A 20,206-nucleotide genomic window follows, 5' to 3' on the forward strand; every position below is an offset into this window, starting at 1 on the left:
CGGATCGGCCGATCAGTCGGCCTTCGCACATCAAACATCGGCATCACCGGCCTCGGTGACATTCATCAGCTCCCGCGCACCGAGCTCGAGAAGCTCACGCGCGACGGAGCGGCCGAGTTCTTCGGCGTTCTCCGGGGAGCCCACGGCCCCCGTGCGTATGACGTCGGAGCCGTCGATGGCTGCGGCGCAGCCCCGGACGGACAGTTCGTCGAAGATGCGGCCGTCGTCGTCGAGTGATTCGACGACCTCGGCGATGGCGCCGACGGGCGCGGTGCAGCCGGCCTCGAGCTCGGCGAGCAGTGCGCGTTCCGCGGTGACGGCGGCACGGCTGTTCGGGTCGTCGAGCTCCGACAGGATCGCAACGAGCGCGGTGTTCGCCGACAGGCATTCGACGGCGAGCGCGCCCTGCGCGGGTGCGGGCAGCATCTGGACCGGTTCGATGGACTCGGTGATCAGGTCCAGTCGTCCGATCCGCGCCAGACCCGCCCGGGCCAGGACGACGGCGTCGAGTTCGCCGGACTCCACCTTGCCGAGGCGCCGCTGCAGGTTGCCGCGCAGCGGACGGATGTCGAGACCGAGGCCCAGCGCACGGAGCTGCGACGTGCGCCGCGGAGCGGACGTGCCGACCTTCGAACCGGCGGGCAGTTCGCCCAGGACCAGTCCGTCGCGGGCCACGAGCGCGTCGCGGGGATCCTCGCGCGGCGGAATGGCGGCGATGGTGAACCGCTCGTCGGGGGCGGTCGGCAGGTCCTTGTAGGAGTGGACGGCCACGTCGACCCGGCCGTCGGCGAGCGCTTCCCGGAGTTCGGCGGTGAAGACGCCGACGCCGATCTTCTCCACCGATTCCATGGACTGGTCGCCCTTGGTCTTGATGATGACGAGCTCGGCGTCGTGCCCGGCCGAGATCAGTGCGTCGCGCACGGTGCCGGCCTGGGTGGTCGCGAGCTCACTCCCACGGGTTCCGATCCGCAGCGTACGGGTGCCGACGGCGCTCATGCCTGCGATTCCTTCCCATGGTTGTCGTCTGTGGCGAAGCGGCGCAGGCGCGGGTCCTGGCCGGCGATGAAGCCGTCCGTGATGTCGATGGCGCTCAGGTCGGTGGCGCCGCCGAGGTCGGTGGGCTTCGCGACGGCCTCGACGGATCCGGGGCTGAGTTCGAACAGTTCCCGCAGGGCGGCGGCGTAGGAATCGCCACCGGGTGCGGAGGCGAGTTGCTTCACCCGGACGGTGGGCGCGTGGAGGAGCTTGTCGACCACTCGCCGCACGGTGCGTGCGACCTCGTCGCGCTCGGGGTCGTCGAGTCCGGGCAGACGCGAATCCAGTCGCATCAGCTCCGCCTCGACCACGTCCGCGGCGCGCTGGCGCAGGGCGGTGACGGTCGGCGTCACCTCCGCCAGCCGCTGGCCGGCGAGGTAGTTGGCGAGCTCGGCGGCGACGATCGTCCGGGCGGCGTCGGCGTCGGATGCGGCGGCGCCTGCGGCGGGATCGCGCTGCAGCGATTCCATGTCGAGGACGGTGACCCCGGGCAGACCCGACACGGCGGGTTCGACGTCGCGGGGCAGTCCGAGGTCGCAGATGACGAGGGGGCGGTCGGCGTCGCGGCCGGGCTGTGCCAGCGCGCGGTGAGTGTCCGCGAGCGTGACGACGGCGCCGACCGCGCCGGTACAGGTCACGAGGACATCCGCCTGGGCCATTGCCGCCGGGAGTTCACCCAGTTCGAGGGCCTCCGCCTCGACGCCGTTGGACCGGGCCGTGCCGGCGAGGTGCTCCGCACGCTCCTTGGTGCGGTTCACGACGACGATGCGGCCGATCCCGGCACGCGTGAGGTGCGCGACCGACAGGCCGCCCATGGACCCTGCCCCGACCACGACGGCGGTGCGTCCGGTCAATCCGCCGTCGCCCACGATGCCGGCAGCCCGGTCGAGGGCCACGGATACGACGGACGCGCCCGCGGAATCGATGCCCGTCTCCGAGTGCACCCGCTTACCGACGCGCAGCGCCTGCTGCGCGAGCTCGTGCAGCGTGCGGCCCGCGGCCTGCTGCGCGTCGGACGACGCGTAGGCGGTCCTGATCTGCCCCAGGATCTGCTGCTCGCCGATCACCATCGAGTCGAGGCCACTGGCCACGGCGAACAGGTGCTCCGCCGCAGCCTCGCTGTAGCGCACGTACGCGTGCCGGTGCAGATCGGTGAGATCCAGCCCGGAATGGTCGGCGAGCAATTCGCCGACCTCGGCCAGCGCACCGTGGAACGCATCGACGACGGCGTAGATCTCCACCCGGTTGCAGGTGGAGACGATCATCGCCTCCGAGATGTGCGACGACGCCAGAAGCTTGTCCGTCAGCTTCGGGCGATCGGTGTCGGTGACAGCGACCCGCTCGAGAACTGGCACCGGGGCCGTCCTGTGCGAGACCCCGACAAGCAGAACACTCACGGCGCGATCACTGATCCGTTTCTTGGTGCGGTGGACGGGACAGCCGAATGTCCGATGCGGACGCGGGGAGCGGTGGGGACCGACTCCGTGTTGCGTGCGCTGTTGAACGAGAGGACCTGCATTTCGACCGCGAGGTCGACGCGGCGCATCTCGACGTGATCGGGAACGTCGAGCGAGGTCGGCGAGAAGCTGAGGATGCAGCGCAGTCCGGCGCGAACCAGACGGTCGGCGACTTCCTGCGCCGCCTCGTCGGGCGTCGAGATGACACCGATGGTGGCCTCGAGTTCGGCGCAGGCCTGCTCGAGTTCGTCGACATGCCGCACGGTGAGGTCGCCTACCGGCGCACCGACCCGCGCCGGATCACTGTCGAACAGTCCGACCATGGAGAACCCGCGACGGCCGAAGCCGCCGTAACCGGCGAGCGCCTGGCCGAGGTTTCCGACGCCGACGAGCACGACCTTGTGTCCGCGGTCCAGGCCGAGCGCGCGCTCGATGCGGGCCCGCAGGCGCGTCACGTCGTAGCCGACACCGCGCACACCGTTCGGGCCCAGGAAGGAAAGGTCCTTGCGGAGCTTCGCGGAGCCGACACCGGAAGCGGCGGCGAGTTCCTCGCTCGAGACGATGATCGTGCCGCGTTCCGTCAGCACTCCGAGGACCCGCAGGTACGTCGCGAGGCGCGTCACCGTAGCCTGGGGGATGTCCCGCGATTCGGGGAGCGGAGCCGCGCCGGAGACCGAGGGGGCCGGAGACCCGACCACCGATTGCCCGACCGCCCCTGTGACGCCAGGGGCCACAGACCCATGCGTCTGGTGCGTTTCGGTCACGTCGTTGGCTCCTCGTCCGACCGGCATTCCATGCCGTTCTTCACGATGCTCCGGGGAATTGTTCACACCACGGTAACTGCTTGTGAACCCATGCACAAAGTCGCTGCGACTGCGCGACATGCGGTCCTACCTGCACGGCATCGGAAGATCCCATTTTTAGGGTTCCCTTACTTGCGTAAATCCGAGCGAAGGCGCTCTTCGTCGACCTCCCAGTAACTGTGCTCACGTCCGTCGAGCAATACCACCGGCAATCGGTCGCCGAATTCGGCCCGCAATTCGGGGTTCGTGGCCGCCGCCTCGTCGACGTCTATGCACGTCAGTTCCAGCCCGAACTCCTCGCACAGAACCAGCAGCACCTCGCGGGCCGGCGCGCACGCACCGCACCCCGCCCTCGTGAGAAGCGTCACCTCGTGTCCGTCCGTGCTCATGCCTCGTCACTTCCTTTCGACGCCTCCGGTGGAGTCACTGTGCCGTTTCGGGGTCCGCTGACGCCAATCGACTCGGAGATGAACGTCACACAGTTCCCCCAGCGCGGCCATCCACCCGCCCCGTCTCCGATTCGGGGGATAGGCTGCTCCCAGAGGCTTCTGCGATACGGGAGGTGCGAGTGCCTGCGCGATCACTACCGAACGGCACGGGTTTCGGTTCAGGTCTGGCGGGGATCATCCTCCCGGGCCGACGCCAGTTCAGGAATCCGCTGGGACCCAGCGAAGCCGAGGTACGTGCCAACGTCGCAGGTGAGGCGAGTGCCGATGCGGCCCTCGCACTTCACGTCGCGTCCGGCGAGGAAACCGAACTGGTGGAACACGACGTTCCCCTCGACCTCACCGCGGCCGCGTTCTTCGACGTCGACAACACGATGGTCCAGGGCGCCTCGATCATCCACTTCGCCCGCGGACTCGCCGCCCGCAAGTATCTGAAGACGTCCGACCTCGTCGACTTCGCGTGGAAGCAGATCAAGTTCCGCGTCACCGGCAAGGAGAGCAGCGACGACGTCGCCTCCGGCCGGGAGAAGGCCCTCTCGTTCGTCTCCGGACGCTCGACGGCCGAGCTCGCCCGGCTCGGTGAGGAGATCTACGACGAGGTGATCGCCGACAAGATCTGGCCCGGCACCCGGGCGCTGGCGCAGATGCATCTCGACGCCGGTCAGCAGGTGTGGCTCGTCACCGCGACCCCGGTGGAGCTGGCCCAGGTCATCGCGAAGCGCCTCGGCCTCACCGGTGCCCTCGGCACGGTGGCCGAAAGCGAGGACGGGATGTTCACGGGACGCCTGGTGGGCGACATCCTGCACGGCCTCGGCAAGGCACACGCCGTGCGGGCCCTGGCCGTCCGAGAGGGACTCAACCTCAAACGCTGCACCGCTTACTCGGACAGCCACAACGACGTGCCGATGCTGTCGCTCGTCGGCACCGCGGTCGCGATCAACCCCGACACCGATCTGCGCGAGCTCGCCAAGAACCGGGGCTGGGAGATCCGGGACTTCCGGACCGGACGCAAGGCCGCCAAGATCGGCGTCCCCACGGCGCTGCTCCTCGGCGCTGCCGGCGGCGCACTCGCCGCGATCGTCGCGCGCCGCCGCGAACAGGCGGCCTGAGCCGCACGCAGCGGCTCAGGGCTTCAGCCCAGGAACACGTTCCGGCGCTTCGCGAGGAGCCGGTACAGCGTCTGCTGGATGGTCTCCCGGACGTGGTCGGTGACCTCGAACAGTTCCATCGGGTCGTCGGCCGCCGCCGCGTCGTAGGTGTCGGTGACGATCGGCTTGCCGAACTCGATGTACCACTTCGACGGCAGCGGAACGAGGCCGAGCGGTCCGAAGTGCGGGAACAGCGGGGTCACCGGGAAGTACGGCATCCCCAGCAGCCGCGCGAGCGTCCCGAGTTCGCCGATCTTCGGGTAGATCTCCTCGGACCCGACGATCGAGCACGGAATGATGGGCGCACCGGTCCGCATGGCGGCGGACACGAAGCCGCCGCGGCCGAACCGCTGCAGCTTGTAGCGTTCGCTGAACGGTTTGCCGATGCCCTTGAAACCTTCGGGGAACACGGCCGCGACCTCCCCGTCCTGCAGGAGGCGCACGGCGTCCGGGTGGCACGCGAGGGTGTGCCCGGCCTTGCGGGCGACACCGCCGACCAGCGGCATCTCGAACGCCAGATCGGCGGCCAGCATCCGAAGCGGGCGATGCGCGGGGTGATGATCGTGGACGGCGACGGACGTCATCAGACCGTCGATGGGCAGGACCCCGGCATGGTTGGCGACCACCAGCGCACCACCGGTCGACGGGATGTTCTCCAGACCGCTGACCTCGACGCGGAACCACTTGTCGAACAGCGGCCGCAGGATGGGGAGCCACACGTTCTCGGCGAAGTGCGGGTCGTAGCCGAAGTCGTCGACGTGATAATCGCCCGACAGCCGACGGCGCACGAACTCGGCGGTGTTGACGATCTGCTCGGCCAGGGCGTTGCGGACGGCGTCGACGGCCGAGGACTCGGTGACGGGCTGGGGTGGGGTGATCACGGCGGGTGGAGGCATCGCGGACGGATGTCGGCTCTCGCTCTGCTCACGCCTCGAACGTCCGATAGCGGCCCCGCGCGCGGCTGTCGCACCGTGCAGCGGAATGACCTTCGCCACTTCGTTCACCTCTCCCCTTTCGCCGTGCCGGTTAGAGCGAGTAGTGCGTTTTCTGCTGCGTCGACCCATTCGTTCTTGATGATCGCCTTGACGCCTGCCGCGCGAGCGAAGTCGTCGAGCGCCTGCATCGAGGTCCACCGTGGCTCGAAGGATAGTTCGCTTCGCATGCGGGTGGTGTCGAGTCCGCAACCGAAGTGGAAGTACTCGAGTTGCTCGGTGGTGTACGACCGCATCACCGGACCCATCAGCGCACGTCCGAGGTTGCGGAACAACCCGAACGGCATCGGGACCTCGATCCGCCCGGCGCGGCGGATGGCCTGGGACATCATGACCACGCCGTCGCCGGCGACGTTGAACGTGCCCGCCGGACCCGACACCGTGGCCCGTTCCAGTGCGGCCAGCGCGTCTTCCTCGTGCAGCACCTGCAGGCGTGCGTCGCGTCCGAGAATGGTCGGCACCACCGGCGAGGTGAGGTATTGCGCGACGGTCGCGTTGAGGCGGGGCCCGACCAGCGGTGCGAGGCGGAGAATCGACACGCCGATGTCGGGGCGCCGACGCCCCATCCCGCGCAGATAGCCCTCGATCTCGATGCAGTCCCGCGCGTAGGCGCCCGCGGGACGCCGCCGGGCGCTCATCTCCTCGGTGAACTTGGCCGGGTCCTTCGCGCTGCAGCCGTACACCACGGAGGCCGAGCGCAGCACGACCTTCCGGACGGTCGGCGCCTTCTGGCAGACGGCGAACAACTGCATCGCGCCGATGACGTTCATGTCCTTCATGGCCGCGCGACTACCCGACTTCGGCGGGCGTGCCAGCGTCGACGCGTGCACGACGGTGTCGACCTCGGCGTTGCGAATGACCTTGCCGATCAGGGGGTTCCGAATGTCGGCGCGCACGAACTCGGCGCGGCCCATGCGGCGCAACATGTCCTTGCTCGGCGACACCGCGTCGACCGCGATGACCCGTTCGATGTCCGGATTCTGAGCGAGCCGGGTGACCAGGTATCCACCCAGAAACCTGCTTGCTCCAGTGACCAGCACGACGCGCGGCACCGCCGTTCGCGTAGTACTGTCTCCGTCACTCACAACCACTAGAACCCCCGATCACGTAGCGAGTGACGTCAACGATACGTGCAGGAGGGGGATGGCGCTCCGCACAACGACAATTGGTCGGTCGCCCACTACGCGGAGGAGGTCGGCGAAACGACGGATGCCCGCCACCGGAGGTGACGGGCATCCAGACGCAACTCTTTACTTACCGAGTTTCCTGCGCTGCACTCGGGTGCGGCGAAGCAGCTTGCGGTGCTTCTTCTTCGACATGCGCTTGCGTCGCTTCTTGATCACTGAACCCATAGCGGGTGTCCCTCACGTTCTTCTCTAGCGTTCCTGCGCACGCCGGTCACGTACGCCTTGCGCCTCTATGGCGCCTGGGCCTCGTTTTAACTAGCTCAGCGCCTTACGACACCAGCTGGCTGGTACGACAGTCGCTAATCGTACCGGTGCGGGTCCGCTCCCGGAAAACGAGGTCGCACCGCTCCCGGGAAACACGGTCGCACCGCTTTCGGCGAAACCGAGGTGACCCTCTTCGTGCCGATCGGTCAACCGGCGTCGAAGTACGAGGTTTCGAGGTAGTCGTGCACTGCTTTCGCATGCACTCTGAACGAGCGGCCCACACGGACGGCGGGCAGTTCGCCGCTGTGCACCAACCGATACACAGTCATCTTGGACACTCTCATCAGCGTCGCTACCTCGGCGACGGTGAGAAATTGCGTTCCGGCCAGTGCCGGTTGTCCGTCCGGGGTCGAGCCCTTGGACGGTTTTTTTGCAGACGTCATCAACCACTTACCTCCGGCACGTCTCGCGCCGCCGGCTTCCCCTCCGGCGGAACAGACACGCACGTGCTACTTCGAGCTTAGCGGGACGGATGGGGTTACTGCGACGGGTGTGGGCAATCGAATATTCATTCGGTCGACGTGCCGAGTTCGGCGGAACGAATTTTCGCGGCTTCGAGAGCGTCGAAAAAGGCTGTTCGGAGCCCGTTTCCCTCCAGCCGGCGGATCGCCGCCGCGGTGGTTCCGCCGGGCGACGTCACGGCGGCACGGAGTTCGGTTGCGCTCTCCCCCGACCGGTCGAGCATGGCTGCGGAGCCGACCATGGTCTGGACGACCAGTTCGGATGCGGTCGCCCGGGTCAGTCCGAGCCCCACGCCCGCGTCGATCATGGCCTCGGCGACCAGGAAGAAATAGGCGGGCCCGGAGCCGGAGACTGCGGTGACGGCGTCGATCTGCGATTCGGGGACGACGACGACCTTGCCGACCGACGAAAGGACGCCGCGCACCAGTTCGAGGTGCTCCTTCTTCACGTGCCTGCCGGGTGCGAGCACGCTGACGCCCTCACCGACCAGCATGGGCGTGTTGGGCATGACCCGGACCACCGGGAACCCGGCGGGCAGTCTCGTCTCGTAGAAGGCGGTCGGGATACCGGCAGCGAGCGACACGAGCAGCTGCTCGCGCTCGCCGTCGAGTTCCACCTTGGACACCTCGGTGAGCGCGGCCTCGACGTCGCCCGGCTTGACGGCCATCACGATGACGTCGGCACCTTCGGCGGCGTCGGAGGGGGTGGTGACCCGCACCGCGTACGCGGCGGCCAGCTCGTCGGCGCGCGCCGGGTGCTGCTCGGCCACCACCAGATCCTTGACGGCGTGACCTGCCTGCAGAAGCCCCGAGATGAGGGCCTCACCGATCTTGCCGCCTCCGATTACCGCAATTCTCGTCATGCCGAACAGCCTGCCACGACGCTCCGCGGCGCCTTCCTAGCGGGGGATCATCGCCAACTGCCGGCTCTGCACGACGATCGCCCCGGTCGAGTCGAGGACGGTGTGGTCCTCCTCGAACCACGCACCGCCGAGCACCGTGCTGCTGGCCATCACGCGCAGCCAGCCCGGCGCCGGCTGCCTGCGCAGGTACGTGGTCAGCTGCACGGTGGGTGCCCAGCCGAACATGCCGCGGTTCATCGTCACGGGGGCACTGATGTCTCCGGTCATGATCGCGAACAGCGCCGCCGTGTCAGGATCGTCCTCGTCGCCCGCGCGCGGTCGCACCCACATGCGCACCTCGGGTTCGCCCTGGCTGCCGGTCAGGAAGTGCGCCGACGTCCCGTCCACCCGCATGTCGCAGCCCTGCGACACGTGGACGATCTGCCCCATCGGATGATCGGCCGTGAGCACGACGGCGTCGGCGGGCGGTTCCACCGGAAGCTGGGACAGGGCGTGGTCTCCGCTGTACTGCGGCTCCCCCACGTCCGGGACGCCGAGGGTGACCGACGCGTGCACGGCCACGCGGTCGCCCTGCTTCAGCTCCACGTCGACGAACGACACCTGCTTGCCCTGCTTGCGCAGAGTCGTCGACAGCGTCACCTCGCCGGGGTCGGGAGCGGACAGGTAGTTGGCCCCGACCGCGAGGGGCTGCACCCGGGACAGCTCGGCGTCGCCGTTCTCGTCGAGCAGTCGCCTGCGGGCCGCGGCGGCGCAGAGCGACATCATCGAACCGCCGTGCACCTTGGGGCCGATCGTCCAGATCGGGTCGATCGATGCCTGATAGGTCCCGTCACCGGCAGCGGTGAGGACGTTGAGGTCGTGGAAGGGAGTTGAGCTCACTGCTGATCCTGTTCTTCGGGTTTCCGGAGGCGCTTCTGCGCGACGTCCTGGTGTGCGAGGCGGCGCATCGCGGCGATCACCGGCTCGTAGATGGCCGTGCCGAGCACCGCGTAGCGGATCGCGTCCTCGGCCGATTCGGTGGGCATGAGTCCGATGTCGATCTCGGCGATCCCCCGCACGTGCCGCCCGTAGGCCTCGAGCCGCTCCTCCGTCATCGGGATGCCGGCTTCTTCGAGCCCCTCGAGTGCACGTTCGAGCTGGCCGACCGCAACGTACCCCGGGTCGTACACCTGCCCGAGCCTGTCGAGGACGGCGCGTGCCCGCGGGAACTCGTCCGCGTCCCCGCCTCCGCCGGTGTCGGAGGCATCGAGGTACGGCGGGAGTTGCGCAATGGCCTCGCCGAGCACCTCGAACAGCGAGCCGTCGGGATGGTCGACGAGCCGGAGGATCTCCCGGATGCGCGGAATCGGGAGTCCGGCGCCGGCCAGCGCCTTGACGAGGCCCAGTCGCTCGACGTGCTTCTCGCCGTAGCGGGCCTGGGTGGCGCTCGTCGCCTCGCCGGGCATCAGCAGACCTTCGCGCAGGTAGTACTTCACCGTCGCGAGCGGAACACCGGTACGGGCGACCAACTCGGAAACGCGCACGGCCCCTCCTTCGGCTCATCGACTCTCGATATCGGATACCCCAGCACTAGATACTGAAACTATCCAATATGGCGACGAGCTTACCGCAGCAGGGACGCGGCAGATATCTCAGGTGTCGTCGTGATCGCCGCCGGAGTGGCTGCGCGGCGACCCCGAGGCGGCGCGGCCCGGTTCGAGGTGCTCACGGGCGAAGGCCAGCGCCTGCGCGAGCATCGACGACCGTTCCCGCTGCGTCCGGGCGTTCTGTGTGTTGATCTCGATCACCGCCTGCCCGTCGAATCCGGTGTCGACGAGATGACGGCACAACTGCGCGCAAGGCTGGGCGCCGTGGCCGGGGATGAGGTGCTCGTCCATCGACGCGCCCCGACCGTCGGCGAGGTGGAGATGCGCGAGGCCCTCCCCCATCCGCTCCGCCAGCTTCATCGCGTCCATTCCGGCCGTGGCCGTGTGCGACAGGTCGAGGGTGTAGTGGGCGTGTCCCGAATCGGTGGGGTCGTACGAGGGGCTGAACGCCGACAGCGCGGCTCCCGGCCCGCCCCGCCGCCGAAGCCGCTGGGCGGACCTCTCCTTGCTGCCGAAGAAGCCGTCCGCCCGCATGGGGAACATGTTCTCCACCGCGACGATCACACCGCTGCGCCGTTCCAGGTCGGCCACCTGATCGGCGAATCCCTCGGCGTATCGGCGCTGCCAGCGGAACGGGGGGTGCACCACGACACTCGTCGCCCCGAGCGACTCGGCGCTGCGGACGGAACGCTCCAGCTTCGCGGCCGGGTCGGCACCCCACACGCGCTGCGAGATGAGCAGGCACGGCGCGTGGATCGCCTGAACCGGAATCGCGTACCTGCGCACCAGCCCGGCCACGGCCCCGATGTCCTGGCTGACCGATTCGGCCCACACCATCAGTTCGATGCCGTCGTATCCCAGATCGGCCGCGTACCGGAACGCCGCCTCGGTGTTCTCCGGGTACACCGAGGCCGTCGACAGGCCCACCAGCACCTTCCGACCGCGCGGTGACGATCTAACCTGCCCGTACCCACTGTCCCCGACCATGAGCAACTCAGCCCGACGCAAGCATGAAGGCTAACGGCCCCAGAGTGACGATCATCCCGACCACGACGGCGATCACGAAGCTGGTGATGTCGTCGGTGCGACGCAGGATGCGGACCATCGCGACCAGGCCCACGATGACGAGCAGCGCCAGAATCAGCGCGACCCACGGAAAGACGTCCCACAGCTTCTCGAACCCCTTGAAGAGCAGGGCCCCGGCGATCACGGCCACGACACCCTGACCGATGAGGACGGCCCACTCGCGGGTGGAGTTCTCGCCTGCCTCGTCCTTCTTGTCCGCCTTCTCCACTTTCGCGGCCTCGGCCTTCTCGGCCTTCGCCTCCTTGCGGGAGCGACGAGGGCTCTGCGTCTCGCCCTCGCGCTTCTCGGTGTCCGCGTCGTCGGTGGCGGCCTCGATGAGTTCCGTCTCCTCGCCCGCGTTCGCCGCGTCCGAGTCCCGGGACTGCCGCATCAGGTCGCCGGCCAGCGTCGAGCCGGACAGCAACGCGGGTTCCGGCTTGACCTTGGCGGGAGCCTCGGGCTTCGGCGTCTTCACGAACTTCGATGCGCCGTTCGACGGTGTCGCGGCACCCGCCTTCGCGGGAGTTCCGGATTTCGCCGGCGCCTCGGGCTTCGCGGGTGCTTCGGACTTCGCCGCCGGTTCGGTCCCGGCCGGGGTGTCGGTCTTCGGCGCCGGCTTCACGCGGGGAGCGGCGACGGTCGGGGCGGGCTCCGGTTTCTTCACGACCGGGGCGGCCACGGTGGGCGCCGGTGCGGGCGCGGCGGCCTCGGCCGCCGGCTGTTCCTTTTGGACGGATCGACTGACCCAGGTTCCCTGGTGATCGCGCGACGTCCCACCCGACACCACTCCGCGACCGCGGCCGGCGGGGCGACTGGCGATGGGCTCGTCGTCATCGTCGTCGTCGAGCGGGGCCTTGAATGCTGCGGTGCGTTCGTCGGCACGCACCGGCGCCGCGGCAGGCGCGGGCTTGCGGGGCGGTTCGGGCGCGGCAGGTGCAGGCTCGGGTTCCGGTTCGGATTCGAGCGCCCGCGAATCGGACGGATCCCGGACAACCGGAATTTCACCGGTCAGCTCGGCAACGGAGATTCCCCCCTTGACGCCGCGACGACGCCGCCCGCCCCGGGACTCCACCTGTTGTCCGTTGCGTTTGAGCAGCTCTGACACAGAGATCTGCTGACTGTCCTCGGTCATCGAGCACCCACCATCAATTCACCGCCCATTTCCGTATCGAGCTTGCGGAGGATCAACCCCTCACGCAGAGCCCAGGGGCAGATTTCCAGTTCCTCCACGCCCAGTGCTCTCATGCTGGCCTCCGCAACGAGTGCTCCGGCCACGATCTGCTGCGACCTGTCGGAGCTCACCCCCTCCAATTCTGCACGGTCCGAGGCCGTCATCCGCGAAATGAACGCTATGAGTTGCCTGAGACCGCTGGCGGTGAGGGTGCGCTTGACCCGCGGGCCCGCGCCGGACGGTGCCGCGCCTGTCAGCCGGGCCAGCGAGCGGAACGTCTTGGACGTGCCGACGGCCCGATCCCACTGCCCCGCGGCGCGCAGTTCCTTGGACGGGATGGTCAGTTCGGCGTCCAGCCAATCCCTCAGCACCGCCACGCGACGCTTGCCGGGCGGGTCGGCCTCGAGCCAGTCCCGGGTGAGCCGTCCCGCGCCGAGTTGCAGCGACAGCGCGACGTCCGGGTCCTCGTCGCCACCCGTCGTCAGCTCGAGGGATCCGCCGCCGATGTCGAGGTTCAGGATGCGGCCCGCGCTCCACCCGAACCAGCGGCGCACGGCGAGGAACGTCAGCCGGGCCTCGTCGACACCCGACAGAACCTCGAGTGTCACCCCGGTCTCGGCGTGCACTCGCTCGAGCACGGCGTCCGAGTTGTTGGCGTCGCGCACGGCGGACGTGGCAAAGGCCATGAGCTCACCGCACCCCGACGTCTTCGCGATGCTGGCGAAGTCTGCCACCGTCGTGACCAGGCGATCTGCACCCTGGGAGGTGATGTCACCCCGGTCGTCGGTGTTCTCCGCCAACCGCAGAGTCGACTTGGTCGAACTCATCGGTGTGGGGTGGCCGCCCCTGTGGGCGTCCACTACGAGCAGATGGACGGTGTTGCTTCCGACGTCGAGTACCCCTAGTCGCACATTGACACGGTACTGGGTCTACCGTCGGGCTTTGTGACAGCACGTAAAGCAGGGCGTTCACACAAGATGACGCCCAGCCCTGAAGTACCCCTCGACTTCGCTCGCGAATGGGTCGAATTTCCCGATCCCGACAACACCGAGCACATCATCGCCGCGGACATGACGTGGCTGCTCTCCCACTGGACCTGCGTGTTCGGGACCCCCGCCTGCCAGGGCATCATCGGCGACCGACCGGACGACGGCTGCTGTTCCCACGGCGCGTTCCTCTCCGACGAGGAGGATCTGGAGAAGCTGAACAAGTCAGTGAAGATGCTCACACCCGAGGACTGGCAGTTCATGGAGAAGGGTCTCGGCAAGAAGGGTTACATCGAGGAGGACGACCTCGAGGACGAGCCCGCGCTGCGGACCCGCCGCTACCAGGGTGCCTGCATCTTCCTGAACCGCCCCGGCTTCGAGGGCGGTGTCGGTTGCTCGCTGCATTCGATGGCCCTCAAGCGCGGAATCGAACCTCTCGAGGTCAAGCCCGACGTGTGCTGGCAGCTCCCGATCCGCCGCACCCAGGAATGGGTCGAACGGCCGGACGGCGAGCAGATCCTGAAGACCACCATCAGCGAGTACGACCGCCGCGGCTGGGGCGAGGGCGGCGCGGATCTGGACTGGTACTGCTCCGGCTCCCCCGACGCCCACGTCGGCGCCAAGGCCGTCTGGCAGTCGTACGCACCCGAGCTGACGGAACTGCTCGGCAAGGCGGCGTACTCGGAGTTGGCGAAGATGTGCAAGCGCAGGGCCGGCCTCGGCCTCGTCGCCGTGCACCCCGCCACCGCGGCCGCACAGCGGAAGGCCGCCGAGTAACGCAGCAGACCCATCGGTCGATTTACCCGTCACGGCCCCATTCCGGGCACAGCCATGACGGGAGAGATCATGTTTGCTCGAATTCTGACCGGTGCCCTGTTGACCGCCGCCGCGACGCTCGCCCTCGCGCCGACCGCGTCCGCCCAGCCGACCCCGGACTGGAACACCTTCTACGACAAGACGGCGAACTTCGTCGCACCGTTCGATCCGGGTGCGTTCGGAGACAAGGGTAATCGGGCGCTCGTGCTGAGCCCGTACGGCACCGGCCGGGTCATCGAGTGCAAGGGCGACGGACACTACGTCGCGGTCTACTGCCGGCAGTTCGACGACCAAGGTCGCGAGCACGCCGTCACGCAGATCATCTCGGCGCCGTTCCGCGGCGTGTACGTGTACAACCCGTTCTGATGAAGCGTGCGATCCTCGCGGGCGCAGTTGCGGCGGCATCCCTCGCAGTGTTCGCGCCGACCGCCGCCGCCGAGCCGACCTCGACGGTCGGCGGATGCGAGGCATACTTCAGGACACCACTGGACCTGGAGGCGTATTGGGGTAACCCGGGAATGCACCTTCTGTTCAGCCCGTTCGGGGCCCGACAGCCGATCGACTGTGTGTGGGTGGACGATCAGGTCACGTTCCAGCAGCACGACCTTTCCGGTAACGCGCACGAACTGCGCGAGCTGCCGAATTTCCGACCCGACTACTACTCGTCGGTCCGCTACTTCGTTCCCTGACAAACGCCCACGAATTCGTCAGCCGCACAGGCAATTGCATGTGCGGCTGACGAATTCGTCTGCAACTGTGGCGGATCGGCGTCCGCTCACGCCTCCAGTTTGTAGCCCAGGCCACGCACTGTGACGAGATGTTCCGGCTTGGCGGGGTCGGTCTCGATCTTCGAGCGCAGACGCTTGACGTGCACGTCGAGGGTCTTGGTGTCGCCGACGTAGTCCGCGCCCCACACCCGGTCGATCAACTGCCCTCGGGTGAGCACGCGGCCCGAGTTCCGCAGCAGGTACTCGAGGAGGTCGAACTCCTTGAGCGGCAGCGTGACGGCCTGGCCGTTCACCTGGACCACGTGACGTTCGACGTCCATCCTGACCGGTCCCGCCTCGAGGACGGCCGAGTCCTGCGCGACGTCGAGTTCGCTGTCGACACCGCGGCGAAGTACCGCGCGGATGCGGGCGATCAGCTCCCGCGCCGAGTACGGCTTGGTCACGTAGTCGTCGGCGCCGAGTTCGAGGCCCACCACCTTGTCGATCTCGCTGTCCCGTGCCGTCACCATGATGACGGGGACACCGGAACGGCTGCGGAGCTGCTTGCAGACGTCCGTGCCACTCATGCCGGGCAGCATGAGGTCGAGGAGGACGATGTCGGCACCGGCCCGGTCGAACTCGGCGAGCGCGGACGGTCCGTCGCCGACGATCGTCGTCTCAAACCCTTCCTTGCGTAACAGGAATGCCAATGGGTCGGCCAATGACTCCTCGTCTTCCACGATCAGCACACTTGTCATCGCTTGGCCTCCATACCGGTTTCTCTCTTCCCGACGTTTCCGCTCTCGGCGTCCACTGTCTCGATGTGTGCAGGAATCTGCAGGGTAAACGTCGAACCCGTTCCGGGCTTGCTCCACAGGTCGATCGATCCGTTGTGGTTGGCGGCCACGTGTTTGACGATCGCGAGGCCGAGCCCCGTTCCGCCGGTCGCGCGGGCCCGCGCCTTGTCGACGCGGAAGAAGCGCTCGAACACGCGCTCCTGATCGGCCTTGGCGATACCTTCACCGCGGTCGGTCACCGAGATCGCCACGTTGTCGCCGCGGACCGAGCGGCTCACCGACACCGGGGCGCCCTTCGGCGAATAGGCGATCGCGTTCTGCACCAGGTTGGACAGCGCGGTGACGAGCAGGGCGCGGTCGCCGAGCACTTCGTAGCCGCTGTTGTGGTCCGCGGTGACGGCGATGCCGGCGGCTTCCGCGGAGATCTTGCAGCGCTGCAGCGCCTCGTCCACCACCTCGTCGACCGAGACGGCCTCGAGGTCGGGTAGTTTCTCGGCGCCCTGCAGCCGCGACAGCGCGATCAGTTCGGTGACCATCTTGCCGAGCCGGACGGATTCACCGAGCACGCGTTCGCCGAAGTGCCGAACCGACTCGGGGTCGTCCGCCGATTCGAGGAGTGCTTCCGCCAGCAGACCCATCGCGCCGACCGGGGTCTTGAGTTCGTGGCTGACGTTGGCGACGAAGTCGCGGCGGGTCGCTTCCATCCGCACCTGTTCGGAGTCGTCGTCGGCGAAGAGGACCACGAAGTTGTGGTCTTCCTTGCTGAGGAGACGTGCGGTGCCGCGCACCGCGATCCGATCGCGCCCCCGCTGCGGGTTCTTGGTACTCAGGTCGACCTCGACGGGTTCGCCGGTTTGGAGGACCCGGAGCGCCGCTACCCACGCGCGGTCGTCGACGAGCCGATTCCGCACCAGGCCCAGCTCCTCCGCGCGGGGATTGAACAGGACGACGTCGTGGAACTGGTCGACGACGGCGATGCCGCTCTCGGATGCCAGGACGATCAGGTCGAGCACCTGCGACATCGTAAGCCCGGACTGCTCTTCCATGCGCTGCGCCTGCCGGGTGGACAGCATGGGGATCAGCACGCCACCGACGAGGTAACCGACGAAGCCGCCCACGATGGCAAGCAAGACGGCTTGAACAACACTCACGCCTGAATCGTACGTTCGCGGGGCGGGCCGGTTACGCGGGGACCGGGCATTTCCGCGCACGTCACACGCGGGAACCGGAGTCTTCGTCCGCAGTTAACCCGCTGTTGGCCGGACGTCCCGCGAACGGGACGTCCGGCCGGGCACACGGGTTACTTCCCACCCTGGTTCGCGACCGCGGCGGCACCCGCAGCGGCGGCCTCGGGGTCGAGGTACGTGCCACCGGGATTGAGCGGCTTCAGGTTCTCGTCCAGGTCGTATCGCAGCGGGATGCCCGTCGGGATGTTCAGGCCCGCGATGTCCTCGTCGGAGATTCCGTCGAGGTGCTTGACGAGAGCGCGCAGCGAGTTGCCGTGCGCGGTGATCAGCACGGTCTTGCCCGCCTTCAGGTCGGCGGAGATGGTGTCTTCCCAGTACGGGATCAGGCGGACGACGACATCCTTCAGGCACTCCGTCAGCGGGACCTGCTCGAGGTTCGCGTAGCGGGGATCGGTGTCCTGGCTGTATTCGCTGCCGGCCTCGATCGGCGGCGGCGGGGTGTCGTAGCTGCGGCGCCACAGCATGAACTGGTCGTCGCCGTACTTGTCCTTGACCTGCGCCTTGTTGCGCCCCTGCAGGGCACCGTAGTGGCGCTCGTTGAGACGCCAGTCGCGGATGACGGGAATCCAGTGCCGGTCGGCGGTGTCGAGCGCGATGTTGGCGGTGCTGATCGCGCGGCGCAGCAGCGACGTGTAGAGCACGTCGGGGAGCAGGTTGTGCTCGAGCAGCAATTCGCCGGCGCGCTTGCCCTCGGCGATGCCCTTATCGGTCAGGTGGACGTCCACCCAGCCGGTGAACAAGTTGAGCGCATTCCATTCGCTCTCGCCGTGGCGGAGCAGCACAAGGGTTCCGGTACTCATGCCGTTCATCCTGGCATGCCTCCCGGAACCCTCGCGCCGTGAACCCCTGCCGTCAGCTCCGGCCGGCCTCGCTCGCCCGGAGATCCTTGCGCAGGATCTTGCCCGCGGCGGACTTCGGCACGAGGTCGATGAACTCGACCTTGCGCACCTTCTTGTGCGGGGAGACCCGCTCGGCGACGAACGCGATGACCGCGGCCTCGTCCAGTTCGGCGCCCTGCTGCTTGACGACGAACGCCTTCGGCACTTCCTCACCCTCGTCGTCGAGGACACCGATGACGGCGGCGTCGGCTATCTGCGGGTGCGTCAGCAGCAGCGCCTCCAACTCGGCGGGCGGCACCTGGTAGCCCTTGTACTTGATGAGCTCCTTCATCCGGTCCACGATCGTCACGACGCCCTCGGAGTCGACGGTCGCGATGTCGCCGGTGTGCAGGTACCCGTCCGCGTCGAGGGTCTCGGCGGTGGCCTCGTCGTTGCCGAGGTACCCGGCCATGATGTTCGGGCCCTTGCACCACAACTCACCCGGCTCACTGACCCCCTCGGCCGGGTAGGCGACCTCCTCGCCGGTGGCCGGGTCGACGAGCTTGCACACCATGTTCGCGATCGACGGACCGACCGAGTCCAGGGCGATGTCGTCGCGGTCGAACGGGATGGCGTGGCTGACCGGGCTCATCTCGGACATGCCGTAGCCCTGCCGCACCCGGCAGCCGAGCCGGTTGGCGACGGCCTTGCCCAGTTCCTGATCGAGCGGGGCGGCGCCGGAGAAGATCGAGTGCACAGACGACAGGTCGTATTCGTCGACCAGCGGGTGCTTGGCCAGCGCAACCGCGACCGGCGGGGCGATGAACACGTAGGTGCACTTCTGTCCGGAGACGGTCTTCAGGAATTCGACGAGGTCGAACTTCGGCATCGTCACCAGGGCTGCCCGGTTGTACAGGGCGGCGTTGAGCAGCACGGTCATGCCGTAGATGTGGAAGAACGGCAGCACGGCGAGCAGTTTGTCCTCGGCGCCGATGCCCATCCGCGGGTTGATCTGGCAGACGTTGGCCACCAGGTTGCGGTGCGTGAGCATCACGCCCTTCGGCCGGCCGGTGGTACCCGACGAGTACGGCAGCACCGCAAGCTGGGTCGCCGGGTCGAACGACACCTCGGGGGCGGGTGCGCCCTCGGTCAGCAGATCGGTCAGCGACGGGTGTCCGTCGGCGCCGTCGAGGACGATCACGTTCTCGGCGGGGATCCCGACCTTCGCGGCGGCCGCCTCGGCCTGCGGCAGCAGCGGGGAGACGGTGAACAGGAACTTCGCCTTCGAGTCGGTGAGCTGCTTGGCGATGTCCTCCGCGGTGTAGAGGGCGTTGATGGTGGTCGCGACACCACCGGCACGCAGGATCCCGTGGAACACCGAGGCGAACGCGGGAACGTTCGGCGAATGCAGGCCCACGACCTCACCGACGGCGAGACCGCGAGCGGCCAACGCCCCTGCCACACCGTTGATCTGGGCGACGAGGGACTGATAGGTGGTGACCGCGCCGGAGGCACCGTCGATCAGCGCAGGCCGGTCCAGATCGGCCGACTCGACCTGGCCGAAGAGGAAATCGTAGACACTGAGGTTCGGAATCTCGACGTCCGGAAACGGGCTCTTGAAGCTCACTGGGGCCTCTCCCTCGAAGTGTTGCAGCAGCGGTTGTCGGTACAAGTTTCTGTGAACATCAGACACATGTATCTAACCTGTGACAACAGTCACAAGCTCGCCGCAACTCTACCCGTGCGTATTTCCCGTCCGCGGGCGGTCAACCAGCACTCAGGGCTGCGAGTCCTCGATGAGATGCTCGAACGGTTTCAGGTTCGCCAGCGACTCCCCGCGTGAGACGCGCCACTCCCACTCACGCTTGATGGAACCGGCGAAACCGAGTTCGAGGAGGGTGTTGAAGTCGCCGTCGGCCGCCTCGAGCACCTGCCCGAGAACGCGGTCCAGCTCGTCCGCGGTCACCGCGTGCTCGGCGATCTGGCCGACCAGGTAGATGTCGCCGATCTTGTCGATCGTGTACGCCACCGAGTACAGCCGGCGATTGCGCCGCAGCAGGTACTTGTAGACGCCTTCGAAGTTCTCGTCGGGCTTGCGGCAGACGAACGCCTCCACGCGCAGTCCGTGCTTGCCGACGGTCAGGAGCGTGGTGGTCTTGAGCTTGCGCTCGCCGGGCAACTCGACGATGAAGTGCGTCGAGTCCTTCCTCGTGAAGTCCATCTCACGTTCGGTCAGGGCGGACTCGATCACGTCGGCCAGGTCGCTCACTGGTGCACCATCCTTGTGTCGGTGGTTTCAGATGGACTGCCGATGCACCCGAGGTGCCGCCGGGTCACTGCCCTGCTCGCTTGACACG

Annotated in this window: 23 protein-coding genes; 4 read left to right on the forward strand and 19 right to left on the reverse strand. The window is 67.8% G+C overall.

Annotated features, from left to right (window positions below; genetic code table 11):
- Positions 1–30: 30 nt before the first annotated feature.
- The 4 genes from hemC to ACFVJ3_RS13005 all read right to left on the reverse strand — a co-directional run bounded on the left by hemC (position 31) and on the right by ACFVJ3_RS13005 (position 3,684).
- Positions 31–996: a hydroxymethylbilane synthase gene (gene hemC, locus ACFVJ3_RS12990; protein WP_007300748.1), complete on the reverse strand. Its 966-nt coding sequence runs from the start codon at positions 994–996 to the stop codon at positions 31–33.
- Complete coding sequence (locus ACFVJ3_RS12995) at positions 993–2,432, reverse strand: glutamyl-tRNA reductase (protein ID WP_378452418.1); 1,440 nt, start codon at positions 2,430–2,432, stop codon at positions 993–995. Before ACFVJ3_RS12995 ends, hemC begins: the two co-directional genes overlap by 4 nt.
- Positions 2,429–3,283 (reverse strand): redox-sensing transcriptional repressor Rex, encoded by an 855-nt coding sequence (locus ACFVJ3_RS13000; RefSeq protein ID WP_378452419.1) that lies wholly within the window; start codon positions 3,281–3,283, stop codon positions 2,429–2,431. Before ACFVJ3_RS13000 ends, ACFVJ3_RS12995 begins: the two co-directional genes overlap by 4 nt.
- 140 nt (positions 3,284–3,423) lie before the next feature.
- The gene (locus ACFVJ3_RS13005) at positions 3,424–3,684 is read right to left on the reverse strand and encodes a glutaredoxin family protein (protein WP_378452420.1); all 261 of its coding nucleotides are present in this window, start codon (positions 3,682–3,684) and stop codon (positions 3,424–3,426) included.
- A 179-nt stretch (positions 3,685–3,863) separates the two neighbouring features.
- Between ACFVJ3_RS13005 and ACFVJ3_RS13010 the strand changes: the two genes are divergently transcribed.
- Positions 3,864–4,850 carry an HAD family phosphatase gene (locus ACFVJ3_RS13010; RefSeq protein ID WP_164060735.1) on the forward strand — a complete coding sequence of 329 codons (987 nt, stop codon included), beginning with the start codon at positions 3,864–3,866 and terminating at the stop codon, positions 4,848–4,850.
- 23 nt (positions 4,851–4,873) lie between these two features.
- Here ACFVJ3_RS13010 and ACFVJ3_RS13015 read toward each other — a convergent pair whose 3' ends face one another.
- The 10 genes from ACFVJ3_RS13015 to ACFVJ3_RS13060 form a co-directional block, all read right to left on the reverse strand.
- The gene (locus ACFVJ3_RS13015; protein ID WP_378452421.1) at positions 4,874–5,893 is read right to left on the reverse strand and encodes a lysophospholipid acyltransferase family protein; all 1,020 of its coding nucleotides are present in this window, start codon (positions 5,891–5,893) and stop codon (positions 4,874–4,876) included.
- Positions 5,890–6,933, reverse strand: a complete 1,044-nt coding sequence (locus tag ACFVJ3_RS13020) for an NAD-dependent epimerase/dehydratase family protein (protein ID WP_037233342.1) — start codon at positions 6,931–6,933, stop codon at positions 5,890–5,892. Before ACFVJ3_RS13020 ends, ACFVJ3_RS13015 begins: the two co-directional genes overlap by 4 nt.
- A 198-nt stretch (positions 6,934–7,131) precedes the next feature.
- Complete coding sequence (locus ACFVJ3_RS13025) at positions 7,132–7,233, reverse strand: 30S ribosomal protein bS22 (RefSeq protein ID WP_003402602.1); 102 nt, start codon at positions 7,231–7,233, stop codon at positions 7,132–7,134.
- Positions 7,234–7,478: 245 nt separating this feature from the next.
- Positions 7,479–7,715 carry a helix-turn-helix domain-containing protein gene (locus tag ACFVJ3_RS13030; protein ID WP_378452422.1) on the reverse strand — a complete coding sequence of 79 codons (237 nt, stop codon included), beginning with the start codon at positions 7,713–7,715 and terminating at the stop codon, positions 7,479–7,481.
- A 125-nt stretch (positions 7,716–7,840) separates the two neighbouring features.
- The gene (proC, locus tag ACFVJ3_RS13035; RefSeq protein WP_105415988.1) at positions 7,841–8,656 is read right to left on the reverse strand and encodes a pyrroline-5-carboxylate reductase; all 816 of its coding nucleotides are present in this window, start codon (positions 8,654–8,656) and stop codon (positions 7,841–7,843) included.
- 36 nt (positions 8,657–8,692) lie between these two features.
- The gene (locus tag ACFVJ3_RS13040) at positions 8,693–9,535 is read right to left on the reverse strand and encodes a thioesterase family protein (protein ID WP_378452423.1); all 843 of its coding nucleotides are present in this window, start codon (positions 9,533–9,535) and stop codon (positions 8,693–8,695) included.
- Positions 9,532–10,179 carry a MerR family transcriptional regulator gene (locus tag ACFVJ3_RS13045; RefSeq protein ID WP_378452424.1) on the reverse strand — a complete coding sequence of 216 codons (648 nt, stop codon included), beginning with the start codon at positions 10,177–10,179 and terminating at the stop codon, positions 9,532–9,534. The genes ACFVJ3_RS13040 and ACFVJ3_RS13045 overlap by 4 nt, the downstream gene beginning before the upstream one ends.
- Positions 10,180–10,287: 108 nt before the next feature.
- On the reverse strand, positions 10,288–11,229 hold the full coding sequence (locus ACFVJ3_RS13050; protein ID WP_378452425.1) for a sugar phosphate isomerase/epimerase family protein: 942 nt from the start codon (positions 11,227–11,229) through the stop codon (positions 10,288–10,290).
- 7 nt (positions 11,230–11,236) lie between these two features.
- Positions 11,237–12,439: a hypothetical protein gene (locus ACFVJ3_RS13055; RefSeq protein WP_378452426.1), complete on the reverse strand. Its 1,203-nt coding sequence runs from the start codon at positions 12,437–12,439 to the stop codon at positions 11,237–11,239.
- Positions 12,436–13,389, reverse strand: coding sequence for a hypothetical protein (locus tag ACFVJ3_RS13060; protein ID WP_378452427.1), 954 nt, complete (start codon positions 13,387–13,389; stop codon positions 12,436–12,438). Before ACFVJ3_RS13060 ends, ACFVJ3_RS13055 begins: the two co-directional genes overlap by 4 nt.
- A gap of 66 nt (positions 13,390–13,455) precedes the next feature.
- Here ACFVJ3_RS13060 and ACFVJ3_RS13065 point away from each other — a divergent pair, with 66 nt between their 5' ends.
- From ACFVJ3_RS13065 to ACFVJ3_RS13075, 3 genes are all read left to right on the forward strand, one after another.
- Positions 13,456–14,241 carry a hypothetical protein gene (locus tag ACFVJ3_RS13065; protein WP_378452428.1) on the forward strand — a complete coding sequence of 262 codons (786 nt, stop codon included), beginning with the start codon at positions 13,456–13,458 and terminating at the stop codon, positions 14,239–14,241.
- Between the two features lie 69 nt (positions 14,242–14,310).
- Complete coding sequence (locus ACFVJ3_RS13070; RefSeq protein ID WP_378452429.1) at positions 14,311–14,646, forward strand: hypothetical protein; 336 nt, start codon at positions 14,311–14,313, stop codon at positions 14,644–14,646.
- Positions 14,646–14,969 carry a hypothetical protein gene (locus ACFVJ3_RS13075; RefSeq protein WP_378452430.1) on the forward strand — a complete coding sequence of 108 codons (324 nt, stop codon included), beginning with the start codon at positions 14,646–14,648 and terminating at the stop codon, positions 14,967–14,969. Before ACFVJ3_RS13070 ends, ACFVJ3_RS13075 begins: the two co-directional genes overlap by 1 nt.
- An 86-nt stretch (positions 14,970–15,055) precedes the next feature.
- Here ACFVJ3_RS13075 and ACFVJ3_RS13080 read toward each other — a convergent pair whose 3' ends face one another.
- The 5 genes from ACFVJ3_RS13080 to ACFVJ3_RS13100 all read right to left on the reverse strand — a co-directional run bounded on the left by ACFVJ3_RS13080 (position 15,056) and on the right by ACFVJ3_RS13100 (position 20,118).
- Entirely contained in the window at positions 15,056–15,745 is a 690-nt protein-coding gene (locus ACFVJ3_RS13080) for a winged helix-turn-helix domain-containing protein (protein WP_378452431.1), read from the reverse strand.
- Positions 15,742–16,935 (reverse strand): sensor histidine kinase, encoded by a 1,194-nt coding sequence (locus tag ACFVJ3_RS13085; protein ID WP_378452432.1) that lies wholly within the window; start codon positions 16,933–16,935, stop codon positions 15,742–15,744. Before ACFVJ3_RS13085 ends, ACFVJ3_RS13080 begins: the two co-directional genes overlap by 4 nt.
- Positions 16,936–17,084: 149 nt before the next feature.
- Positions 17,085–17,840, reverse strand: a complete 756-nt coding sequence (locus ACFVJ3_RS13090) for a phosphoglyceromutase (protein ID WP_378452433.1) — start codon at positions 17,838–17,840, stop codon at positions 17,085–17,087.
- Positions 17,841–17,883: 43 nt separating this feature from the next.
- Positions 17,884–19,476 (reverse strand): AMP-binding protein, encoded by a 1,593-nt coding sequence (locus ACFVJ3_RS13095; RefSeq protein ID WP_378452434.1) that lies wholly within the window; start codon positions 19,474–19,476, stop codon positions 17,884–17,886.
- A 150-nt stretch (positions 19,477–19,626) separates the two neighbouring features.
- Positions 19,627–20,118, reverse strand: coding sequence for a YbjN domain-containing protein (locus ACFVJ3_RS13100; RefSeq protein ID WP_378452435.1), 492 nt, complete (start codon positions 20,116–20,118; stop codon positions 19,627–19,629).
- Between the last annotated feature and the right edge of the window lie 88 nt (positions 20,119–20,206).

Origin of the sequence: Rhodococcus sp. NPDC127593, assembly GCF_042671975.1 — a bacterium.
In the GTDB taxonomy this organism is placed as follows: Bacteria; Actinomycetota; Actinomycetes; order Mycobacteriales; family Mycobacteriaceae; genus Rhodococcus_F.